This window comes from Geodermatophilus sp. SYSU D00698 (assembly GCF_054050335.1).
This window is the reverse complement of sequence record NZ_JBJGZD010000023.1, coordinates 67,785-77,861: the sequence shown is the minus strand read 5'-3', so window position 1 is coordinate 77,861 and position 10,077 is coordinate 67,785. Positions and strand designations below refer to the sequence as shown.

10 protein-coding genes are annotated in these 10,077 nt (G+C 78.7%); 2 read left to right on the top strand and 8 right to left on the bottom strand.

The window, feature by feature from the left end; translation table 11 throughout:
* Positions 1 to 128: 128 nt before the first annotated feature.
* From ACI8AB_RS18810 to ACI8AB_RS18800, 3 genes are read right to left on the bottom strand one after another with little or no spacing between them, the layout of a single operon-like run.
* Positions 129 to 1,727: a GTPase gene (locus tag ACI8AB_RS18810; RefSeq protein ID WP_456951369.1), complete on the bottom strand. Its 1,599-nt coding sequence runs from the start codon at positions 1,725 to 1,727 to the stop codon at positions 129 to 131.
* Positions 1,724 to 3,424, bottom strand: coding sequence for an ABC transporter (locus tag ACI8AB_RS18805; RefSeq protein WP_456951368.1), 1,701 nt, complete (start codon positions 3,422 to 3,424; stop codon positions 1,724 to 1,726). Before ACI8AB_RS18805 ends, ACI8AB_RS18810 begins: the two co-directional genes overlap by 4 nt.
* A gap of 29 nt (positions 3,425 to 3,453) precedes the next feature.
* Positions 3,454 to 4,113: an HAD hydrolase-like protein gene (locus tag ACI8AB_RS18800; RefSeq protein WP_456951367.1), complete on the bottom strand. Its 660-nt coding sequence runs from the start codon at positions 4,111 to 4,113 to the stop codon at positions 3,454 to 3,456.
* A 94-nt stretch (positions 4,114 to 4,207) separates the two neighbouring features.
* Between ACI8AB_RS18800 and ACI8AB_RS18795 the strand changes: the two genes are divergently transcribed.
* Positions 4,208 to 5,116, top strand: coding sequence for a hypothetical protein (locus ACI8AB_RS18795; RefSeq protein WP_456951366.1), 909 nt, complete (start codon positions 4,208 to 4,210; stop codon positions 5,114 to 5,116).
* A gap of 9 nt (positions 5,117 to 5,125) precedes the next feature.
* On the opposite strand, the gene ACI8AB_RS18790 is transcribed toward ACI8AB_RS18795, so the two are convergent.
* Together ACI8AB_RS18790 and ACI8AB_RS18785 are read right to left on the bottom strand one after the other, a co-directional pair.
* Complete coding sequence (locus tag ACI8AB_RS18790) at positions 5,126 to 5,608, bottom strand: FBP domain-containing protein (protein WP_456951370.1); 483 nt, start codon at positions 5,606 to 5,608, stop codon at positions 5,126 to 5,128.
* On the bottom strand, positions 5,605 to 6,381 hold the full coding sequence (locus ACI8AB_RS18785; protein ID WP_456951365.1) for a cobalt-precorrin-6A reductase: 777 nt from the start codon (positions 6,379 to 6,381) through the stop codon (positions 5,605 to 5,607). Before ACI8AB_RS18785 ends, ACI8AB_RS18790 begins: the two co-directional genes overlap by 4 nt.
* 26 nt (positions 6,382 to 6,407) lie before the next feature.
* Between ACI8AB_RS18785 and ACI8AB_RS18780 the strand changes: the two genes are divergently transcribed.
* Positions 6,408 to 7,490 (top strand): cobalt-precorrin-5B (C(1))-methyltransferase, encoded by a 1,083-nt coding sequence (locus ACI8AB_RS18780; protein WP_456951364.1) that lies wholly within the window; start codon positions 6,408 to 6,410, stop codon positions 7,488 to 7,490.
* On the opposite strand, the gene cobM is transcribed toward ACI8AB_RS18780, so the two are convergent.
* From cobM to def, 3 genes are read right to left on the bottom strand one after another with little or no spacing between them, the layout of a single operon-like run.
* Positions 7,481 to 8,227, bottom strand: coding sequence for a precorrin-4 C(11)-methyltransferase (cobM, locus tag ACI8AB_RS18775; RefSeq protein WP_387987335.1), 747 nt, complete (start codon positions 8,225 to 8,227; stop codon positions 7,481 to 7,483). The two genes, ACI8AB_RS18780 and cobM, sit on opposite strands and share 10 nt — an antisense overlap.
* A 40-nt stretch (positions 8,228 to 8,267) precedes the next feature.
* Complete coding sequence (gene cbiE, locus ACI8AB_RS18770) at positions 8,268 to 9,515, bottom strand: precorrin-6y C5,15-methyltransferase (decarboxylating) subunit CbiE (RefSeq protein ID WP_456951363.1); 1,248 nt, start codon at positions 9,513 to 9,515, stop codon at positions 8,268 to 8,270.
* Entirely contained in the window at positions 9,512 to 10,069 is a 558-nt protein-coding gene (def, locus tag ACI8AB_RS18765) for a peptide deformylase (RefSeq protein ID WP_387987339.1), read from the bottom strand. The genes cbiE and def overlap by 4 nt, the downstream gene beginning before the upstream one ends.
* Positions 10,070 to 10,077 lie beyond the last annotated feature (8 nt).

The window sequence follows — 10,077 nt, the reverse complement described above, 5'->3', positions numbered from 1 at the left end:
CCGCGGCATAGCGTGGACCACGAAGACCTCCGGTTGAGCGGGCGACGTCAGACATCCCCACTCCGCCGGAGGTCTTCCTGCCGATCAAGCCCTCAACGGCGTGTCAACAAGGTCCGTGGGCACTACAGCTAGGGGGCCGCCCGCCCCACCGCGGCGCAGAACCGGTCGTGGTCGGCGCGCGCCTCCGCCAGCGGCGCCAGCACCTCCTCGTCGGCCACCTCCGCCACCCGGGCGGTGAGCCGGCGCCGCGCCGTCCGCGCCCGGCGTCGGGCGCCCGCCGCCACGAGCGGCCGGCACAGCAGCGCGAGCAGCAGCCCGGCGAGCAGCCCGCCGGCCAGCAGCAGCGTGGGCAGCGGGATGCCCTGCACCCGTGGCAGCGGGAGGACGTCGTCGAGCTGCAGCAGCCCGAGGCCGGCCAGCGCGAGCAGCCACAGCCCGCCCACCAGCGCGGTGAGCGCCAGCAGCCACTGCAGGCCCCCGGCCGCGCGCTGCCACAGCGGCGTCCGGTCGGGGCCGAGGTCGGTGCCGGCGACGGCGCGGTCGAGCCGGTCGGGCAGCCGCTCCTCCGTGTCCTCCGACGTGCGGCGCAGCTCGTCGCGCCAGGCCGGCGGCAGCCCGCGGCCGGCCTCGTCGCGCGCCCGGCGCAGCGCGGCGTCCATCCCGGCCCGCTGCACCGCGCCCGCCTGCGGCAGCGAGGTCCGCGACCGCTCGTCCCCCAGGTTGAGCCGGCCCAGCGGATCGGCCCGCAGCTTCGACGTCCACCGCAGCACCGGCCAGCCGGTGTGCGCCACGCCGCTGCGGCGCGCCGAGCGCTCGACCGCGGCGACCACCGCCGGCACCCCCGCGGCGTCGGCGAGCGCCCCGGTGAGCTCCTCCCGCGCCGCCCGGTCCGGCCCGCGGTCGCGGCCGGCGTCGGGGGCGCAGTGGGCGGCCAGGGCCGAGGCGGCGCCCCGCGCGTCCGCGGTCAGCCGGTCGGTGGCGGCCTTGCGCGCGCCCACGCGGCGGCCCAGCTCGGCCCGCAGCTGCGGCAGGCCCAGGCCGCTGGGCGCCGCGGTGGGCAGCACCGGCACCCCGGCCAGGCCCTCCTCGTCGAGCAGCCGGCGCAGGTCGGCCAAGCACGCGGCGACCGCCGCCTCGTCGAGCCGGTCCACCTGGTTGAGCACCACCAGCAGCACGCCCGCGTGCCCGGCCAGCGGCGCGAGGTACCGGGTGTGGACGGCGTCGTCGGCGTACTTCTGCGGGTCCAGCACCCACACCAGGACGTCGACCAGCTGCACCAGCCGGTCGACCTCCAGCCGGTTCTCCAGCCGCACGCTGTCGTGGTCGGGCAGGTCCAGCAGCACCAGGCCGTCGAGCGCGGGGTCAGGGTCGGCGACCCGGTGCCGCCGCGGCACCTCCAGCCAGTCGAGCAGCCGGTCGGCGCCGTGCGCTCCGGTGGAGGGGTCCCCCCAGACGCTGGCGTGCGCGACGCCGGTGGTCGGCCGCCGCACGCCGGGCGTGCTCACCTCCGCCCCGGACAGCGCGTTGAACAGCGTGGACTTGCCGCTGCCGGTGGCCCCCGCGAGCGCGACGACGGTCGCGTCGCCCAGCGCCTCGCGGGCCCCGGCCTTGGCCAGCAGCGACCGGGCCGTGCCCACCTCGGGCACCTCCAGCCGCCCGTCGGCGACCTCCACCGCCTCGCGCAGCGCGGCCAGCCGGTCGGCCAGCGACGGCCCGCGGCCCCTCACGCGGCGGCCCCCCGGGCCGCGGCCAGCGTGGCGACGGCCGAGCGCAGCTCCTCCGCCGCGGCGGGGGCGTCCGCGGCGACGGCGAGCAGCTCCTCGAAGCGGTCCTGCTCGGCGGCCAGCAGCCGGTCGGCGCGGGCGTCGAGGTCGGCGCGGGCCCGGGCGGCCAGCGAGCGCACCGCGGCGTCGCCGAACACCGCCTCGAGCACCCGCTGCCCGAGCGCCGTCGTCCCGCCGGCGACGGCGAGCTCCGCACCCGACAGCCCCGCCGTAGAGGCGAACACGGCGACCATCACCACCGCGCCGGCCCCGTTCACGCCCCACGACAGCAGCCGCGCCTGCGAGCGCTTGCCCGCGCCCTCCTCGCGCACCAGGTCGAGCACGTGGCCCTGCCAGTCGCGCACCTCGTCGGCGGCCGCGGGCGCGAAGTCCGGCGACTCCGCCCCGAGCTCCTCCTCGCGCCCGGCGACCAGCGCCGGCCCGCCGGGCAGCGAGCGCCACGCCGTCACCGTGCGGTCGGCGGCACGGCCGGCCTCCGCGCGCAGCAGCGTCTCCACGCCCGACTCCAGGGCGCCGTGCAGCGAGTCCGTCGACGTCGGGCGGCCGGTGAGCGCGGCGCCCAGCCGGTCGCGCAGCCGGCCCACCCGGTTCTGCAGCGAGCGCATCCACTCGCCGGTGCCCACGAAGTCCTGCCAGCGGGCCAGCACCTCGCCGCGCAGCAGGCTGCCGTTGCCCACGCCCTCGGCGACCGCCTGCCGCGCCGCGCCGTAGGCCGCGTCGGCGGCGTCGGCGAGGGCGGCCGCCGCCGCGGCCTGCTCGTCCACCCCGTCGGCGACCGCGGCCACCCGCCCGTCGAGGCTCTCCAGCGCCCCGGCGAGCGTCTGCCGCACGACGGCGGCGCGCTGCTCCTGGTCGGCCGCCAGCCCGCGCAGCCAGTCGCGCAGCGGCGCCACCTGCTCCTCGGGCAGGAAGCCGTCGCGCAGCGGCCGCTCCTCCACCACGAACAGCCGCGCCGTCCCCAGACCGCCGCGCTGCAGCATCCCGGCGAGGTCGGCGGCCACCTCGCTCACCGCCTCGGGCGGCACCCGGTCCAGCACGACCGCCAGCGCGGTGCCGCGCTCCTGCGCCGTGCGCAGCAGGTCCCACGGGACGGCGTCGGCGTAGCGGGCCGCCGTCGTCACGAAGACCCACAGGTCCGCCGCCGACAGCAGCTGCCCGGCGAGGTCGCGGTTGGTCTCCACCACCGAGTCGACGTCGGGGGCGTCGACGAGCGCGAGCCCGGCCGGCAGCGCCTCGCTCGGGACCAGGCGCAGCCCGCCGACGACGTCGCCCCCGCCGGTCGTGCGCGGCAGGCCGGGGAGCACGCGGTCGCCGGAGAACGCCGGCACGTCGGCCGGCGAGCAGACCAGCACGGGGGCGCGGGTGGTCGGCCGGAGCACGCCGGGGGTGGTCACCCGCGCGCCGAGCACGCTGTTGACCAGCGTGGACTTGCCCGCGCCCGTCGAGCCGCCGACGACGGCCAGCAGCGGGGCGTCGAGGTCGCGCAGCCGGGGCAGCAGGTAGTCGTCGACCTGGTCGACCACCGCCCGGGCGGTCCGCGCGGTCGCCTCCCGCGCGGGGGTGGCCAGGCCGAGCGGCGCCGCGGCGACGGCGTCGCGCAGCTCCTGCAGCGCATCGGTCAGCGGAACGGCCCCGGTCACCTCGGGTAACTAGCCCGGACGGCGGTCCGCTACCCGTCGAGCGCCGCGAGCGCGGCCGGCACCTCCCCCGGCGTCGCGACGACGACGGCCGCGCCGGCCCCCTCCAGCTCGCCCGGCCCGCCCGGACCCCAGCCCGCGCCCACGCACGCCAGCCCGTGCGCCGCCGCGCCCAGCACGTCCTGCGCGCGGTCGCCGACGAGCACGGCCGGCCGCGCGGCGGGGTGCGCGCCCAGTGCGGCGGCGACCACCTGGTCCTTGTGCCGCACGGCGCCGTCGAGGGTGGCGCCGTGCACGCTCGCGAACGACGCGCGCAGGCCGGTCGCCTCGAGCACCCGCACGGCGAACACCTCGGGCTTGCTGGTCGCGACGGCGAGGATCGCCCCGCCGTCGCGGAGGGTCGCCAGCAGCTCCGGGATCCCGTCGTACACGGCGACGTCGAGCAGCGCGCCGGCCGTGTAGTGCGCCCGGTACGCGGCCACCGCGCGGTCGACGTCGGCGGGCGGGACCCCGAGCACCGTGGCGAAGCCGTCCTGCAGCGGCGGGCCGACCATGTCGCGCAGCTGCGCCGGCGTCGGCTCGGGCAGACCCAGCTCGGCCGCGGCCACCCGCACCGAGGCGGCGATGCCCGGCGTCGAGTCGACCAGCGTGCCGTCGAGGTCGAACAGGACCAGGCGGGGGTCGTCGGGCACGGAACCTGCGCCTCCCGTCGGTCGGGGTCCCCGGTCGAGGGCGTGGTACCCGGCGCCCTTGTCCGCAGCCTCCCCCGGGACGACGCTGTCGCGCATGGACGGGTCGGGGGGGCGGACCGCCGACGAGGGCGCGCCGGACCGGCCGGCGCGCGTTCCGCACGGCCGCCACACCGAGGATGCCTCACAGCGCCTCCGGCAGGACGTCCGGCGGCTGCACGAGCGGCTGGTGCGGGGCGCCGAGGCGATGGCCACGACCGAGCACGCCGTCGCCGCCACCCATCTCGCCCTCGCCGAACGAGCCCTGCGCAGGGGACGCGTCGAGGACGCGCAGGGGTATCTGCGCGAGGCCGCGGCGGCGCTGCGGGCCGTCGACCACGAGCGGGACCGGGCCGTCCGGTGGCCGGCGGCCACCACCCCCGGGGACACGGTCACCACCCCCGGGGACACGGCCACCACCCCCGGGGACACGGACACGGCGCACGCCGAGCGGGCGCGGAGGGCCGCCGACCGGGCGCGGGAGGACGCCGCCGGTCGCCGCGACCAGGCGGCCCGCCGATGGGAGGAGGCGGCGCTGCTCCGCGAGGAGGCGGCGCGACAGCGCGACGAGGTGGCCGCCGAGCGTGACCAGCGGGCAGCGGAGCGGGCCGCCGCCGCCGAGCGCCGGGAGTCGGCCGCCGACCTGCGCCGGGCCGAGCAGGAGCGCTGGCGCCAGCGGGCGGCCGCCTCGGCCGGCGGGGTGCCGTCCGAGCGGCGGGAGCACCAGCGGGCCATCGACGCCCAGGTCGCCGAGAGCTACCGCGCCCAGGCCGAGGACGACCGGGCGCGGGCCGAGGCCGACCGGGCGGCCGACGCCGCCGACCGCCGGGCGGCGGAGGAGGACCGCAGGGCGGCGGCCCGGGACCGCGAGGGCGCCCGCGCCGACCGGGAGCGGGCCGCCCGCGACCGCGCCGCGGCGAGGGCCGACCGCGACCGGCACCCCGCCGCCGGCCCCGCGGGACGCTGACGCGCCGGGTCAGCCGGTGACGGCGTCCAGGAAGGTCTGCACCCGCTCCCGCAGCTCGGCGACCCGCTCCTCGCCCACCTCGGCCGGGTCGCGGTCGCGCAGCCACGGCGGGATCTCGGTGCGGGCGCGGGCGGCGCAGCCGAGGTCGGCGCACACGTAGGTGCCCACGGTGTTCCCGTTGCGGCCGGCCTCGCCGGCGCGGCGCGCGGTGAACAGCGAGACGGCGTCGCCGGAGTGGGTGGACTGGCACAGCAGGCACATGACGGTCCGGCGCGCCGACATCCGCGAGTCCGCGGCGCGCAGCGCGATGCCGACCGGCTGCCCCTCCCGCTGGACGACGAGGTAGCCGCGCAGCGGCGCCTTCGGGTCGCGCCAGCCGAGCACCTCGAGCTCGTCCCACGGCAGGTCGGCGAGGTCGCGCGGGAGGGTGGCGGAGTTGGCCTCGCCCTTCGAGCAGTTGACGAAGGAGCGCCGCACCTGCTGCTCGGTCATCGGTTCCACGAGGGGCCATCCTCCGTTCCGGCACCGTCACGTCTCAACGCATTTAGCCACTCCACCGCTTCCTCGACGGTGGCCACGACGTCGACCCCCGGGGGCAGCGGCGGGCGGCGGACCAGCACGACCGGCAGCCCGAGCCGCCGGGCGGCGACCAGCTTGGCCTCGGTCATGTGCCCGCCGGAGTCCTTGGTCACGACGACGTCGACGCCGTGCTCGCGCAGCAGCGCGACCTCCTCCTCGACCGTGAACGGGCCGCGGGCCAGCAGCAGCACCGCGCCCGCGGGCAGCGGCTCGTCCGGCGGGTCGACCGAGCGCACCAGCACCCGCCCGGGCAGCGCCGCGAACGCGCCGACGCCCTGCCGGCCGGTGGTGAGGAAGACGGTGCCGGCGTCCCGGACCGCCGCGGCCGCGTCGGCCAGGGAGTCCATGTACGTCCACCGGTCCGCAGGCCCCGGCGTCCAGCCCGGTCGCTGCAGCCGCAGCAGCGGCACGCCCTGCCGCCGCGCCGCGGCCGCCGCGTTCGCGGTGATCCGGGCGGCGAACGGGTGGGTCGCGTCGACGACGGCCCTCGGCCGGTGCGTGGCCAGCCAGTCGGCCAGCCCGTCGGCGCCGCCGAAGCCGCCGACCCGCACGCCGCCCGCGGGCAGCACCGGGTCGGCCACCCGCCCGGCGAGGCTGGACAGGACGTCGACCCCGCGCTCGACCAGGGCCGCGGCCAGCCGCCGCGCCTCGCCGGTGCCGCCGAGGACCAGCACCCGCCCGCTCACGCCGCGCCGCCGGGGATCATGGGCCGGTGAGCAGGGACGGCGCCTCCGGGCTGCGGCACGGCTGGACCACCGGCGCGTGCGCGACGGCGGCCACCACCGCGGCCTACACCGCGCTGCTCACCGGCGAGTTCCCCGACCCGGTGACCATCGACCTGCCGAACGACCGGCACCCCTCGTTCGCGCTGGCCCGCGAGTCGCTCGATCCCGGCGCGGCCACCGCCGGGATCGTCAAGGACGCCGGCGACGACCCCGACGTCACCCACGGCGCGCTGGTGAGCGCGCGGGTGTCGCACGGCGAGCCGGGCAGCGGGGTGGTCTTCCGCGCCGGCGAGGGCGTGGGCACCGTGACCAAGCCCGGGCTGCCGCTGGCGGTCGGCGAGCCGGCGATCAACCCGATGCCGCGGCGGTTCATCCGCGAGCACGTCGCGGCGGTCGCGGCGCGGCACGGCGGCAGCGGCGACGTCGTCGTCGAGGTGTCCATCGAGAACGGCGCCGAGCTGGCGCGGAGGACGTGGAACCCGCGGCTGGGCATCGTCGGCGGACTGTCGGTGCTCGGCACGACCGGCGTCGTCGTGCCGTACTCCTGCTCGTCGTGGATCGACTCGATCCGCCGCGGCATCGACGTCGCCCGGGCCGCCGGGCACGAGCACGTGGCCGGGTGCACCGGGTCGACCAGCGAGCGGACGGTGCAGGAGCTCTACGGCCTGCCCGAGGACGCCCTGCTCGACATGGGCGACTTCGCCGGCGCCGTGCTCAAGTACCTGCGCCGCCACCCGGTGCCGCGGCTGACCGTGGCCGGCGGCATCGGCAAGCTGGCCAAGCTCGCCGACGGCCACCTCGACCTGCACTCGGGCCGCTCGCAGGTCTCCTTCGACTCGCTGGCCGCGCGGGTGGCGGCCGCGGGCGGCTCCGCGGAGCTGGTCGCGGGCGTGCGCGGCGCCAACACCGCGCTCGACGCGCTGCGGCAGTGCCAGGCGGCCGGGCTGCCGCTGGGCGACCTGGTGGCCGCGGGCGCCCGGGAGACGGCCCTGGGGGTGCTGCGGGGAGCCCCGGTCGCGGTCGACGTCGTGGTGGTCGACCGCGACGGCGCGGTGGTGGGTCAGGCCTGACGGCATCTCGTCGTCGAGTAGAGGTGGCTGTCGGGGAACTGCTCCGCGGTGAGCACCGGGCCCACGACCACGACCGCGGTCCGCCTGACGCCCGCGGCCTCGACCTGCCCGGCGATGTCGGCGAGCGTGCCGCGCAGCACCAGCTCGTCGTCGCGGCTGGCCCGGGCCACGACGGCGACCGGGCCGTCGGCGCCGTAGTGCTCGGCCAGCTGCGGCGCGAGCTCGGCCATCCGCTGCACGGCCAGGTGCAGCACGAGCGTGGCGCCGGTGGCGGCGTAGGCGGCCAGCTCCTCCCCCGGCGGCATCGGCGTGGACCGCGCGCTGGTGCGGGTGAGGACGACGGTCTGCCCGACGCCGGGCACGGTGAGCTCCCGCTTGAGCGCGGCGGCCGCGGCGGCGAACGCGGGCACCCCCGGGACGACGTCGTAGGGCACCCCCGCGGCGTCGAGCCGGCGCATCTGCTCGGCCACGGCGCTGTAGACCGACGGGTCGCCGGAGTGCAGCCGGGCGACGTCGTGGCCGGCCTCGTGCGCGGCCACCAGCTCGGCGGTGATCCGGTCCAGGTCGAGGTCGGCGGTGTCGACCAGCCGGGCGCCGGGCGGGGCGGTGTCGAGCAGCTCGCGGGGCACCAGGGCGCCGGCGTAGAGGCAGACCGGGGCGCTGGCGATGATCCGCGCCGCCCGCAGCGTGACGAGGTCCGCGGCCCCGGGCCCGGCCCCGATGAAGTGGACGGTCACGGATTCGCCCTTCGCGCGCGAATGGCGGAACAGGCTCCGGTCACCAGCGGGTCACCGACCAGATCGTCACGGGCATCGCGGGCTTCCAGCCGGTGAACGACCCGACCGGCTCGGCGCGCTGCACCCCGACCCGCACCAGCTCCCCGCCGACCCGTGCGTGCCACTGGGCGAGCACCGCCTCGCTCTCGACCGTGACCGCGTTGGCCACCATGCGGCCGCCCACCGGCAGCGCGTCCCAGCAGGTCTCGACCAGCAGCGGCGTGGTGAGCCCGCCGCCGATGAAGACCGCGTCCGGGGCGCCCAGCCGGGAGAGGACGTCCGGCGCGTGCCCGTGCACCACCCGCAGGTACGGGACGCCGAGGCGCCCGGCGTTGCGGGCGATCCGCTCGGCCCGCTCGGCGGAGGCCTCCACCGCGACGGCGCGGCAGGTCGGGTGCGCGCGCATCCACTCGATGCCGATCGACCCGGCGCCGGCCCCGACGTCCCACAGCAGCTGCCCGGGGACGGCGGCCAGCCGGGCGAGCGTGATCGCGCGGACCTCCGACCTGGTCAGCTGCCCGTCGGACTCGTAGGCGCCGTCGGGCAGGCCCGGGGTGGTGGGCAGCGGCATGGTGCCGCGGTCGGCCCGGCACTCGACGGCGGTGACGACCAGCGCCGGCGCCGGCTGCGACCAGGTGGCCGCGGTGCCGGTGCGCACCTCCTCGTCCGGGCCGCCGAGCCCGCCGAGCACGGTGACCAGGCTCTGCCCGTAGCCGCGGCCGGCCAGCAGCGCGGCGACCTGCGCCGGCGTCGCGCCGTCGGAGCCGAGCACCAGCAGCCGCCGGCCGGGCTGAACGTGCGGGTGCAGCAGCTCGATCGGCCGGCCGACCAGGCTGACCACCTCGGTGTCCTCGACCGCCCAGCCCAGCCGCGCGCAGGCCAGCGACACCGACGACGGCGCCGGCAGCACCCGCACCCGCTCGGCGCCCAGCAGCCGGGTCAGCGTGGTGCCGATGCCCGACAGCATCGGGTCGCCGCTGGCCAGCACCACCAGCGCGCGGCCGGCGTGCTCCTCGACCAGCCCGGGCAGCGCCTCGGTGAGCGGCGAGGGCCAGGGGACCCGCTCGGCGGGGACCTCCTCCGGGACCAGGTCGAGCTGGCGGGAGCTGCCGAGCAGCACCTCGGCCCGCTCGACCTCGGCGCGCGAGGTCGGGGCCAGCCCGTCCCAGCCGTCCGCGCCGATGCCGACGACGACGATCGGGGTCGTCGCGGCCTCCTCCACCGCGTCCGCCTGCCGGACCCCGCTCACGCCGGCAGCTCGCCCTCGGGCCCGGCGGCCTCGGCGAGCAGCTTCTCGCGCAGCTCCTCGGGCAGCCGGTCCACGTAGACGACGCCGTCGAGGTGGTCGACCTCGTGCTGCAGGCAGCGCGCGGCCATGCCGGTGGCCTCGATGGAGACCGGCTCCCCCTTCACGTCGACGCCGTCGACCCGGGCGCGGAAGGCGCGGGCGAGCTCGGCGTAGGGCCCGGGCACCGACAGGCAGCCCTCCTCGGTGACCTCCTCGGCCGGCTCGCCGCCGGTCGGCTCGAGCAGCGTGAGCCGCGGGTTGACGACGTAGCCGACGACGTCCTCGCCGTCGGCGTCCGGGCAGTCGATGACGAACACCCGCGCGTCGACGCCGATCTGGTTGGCCGCCAGCCCCACCCCGTCGGCCTCGCGCATCGAGGCGAACATGTCGAGGACCAGCCGCCGCAGCCGCTCGTCGAACTCGGTGACCGGGGCGGTCGGGCGGTGCAGCACCTCGTTGCTGCCGTAGGTGACGATCGGCCGGGCGACGCCGTCGTAACGGCCGGGCAGGCGCATGGCCGCGA

What these genes read in the sequence shown, in the direction of transcription:
- ACI8AB_RS18795 (WP_456951366.1), top strand. Translation starts at nt 4,208, where the DNA reads ATGGACGGGTCGGGGGGGCGGACCGCCGACGAGGGCGCGCCGGACCGG.
- ACI8AB_RS18790 (WP_456951370.1), bottom strand. Translation starts at nt 5,608, where the DNA reads ATGACCGAGCAGCAGGTGCGGCGCTCCTTCGTCAACTGCTCGAAGGGC.
- def (WP_387987339.1), bottom strand. Translation starts at nt 10,069, where the DNA reads ATGCGCCTGCCCGGCCGTTACGACGGCGTCGCCCGGCCGATCGTCACC.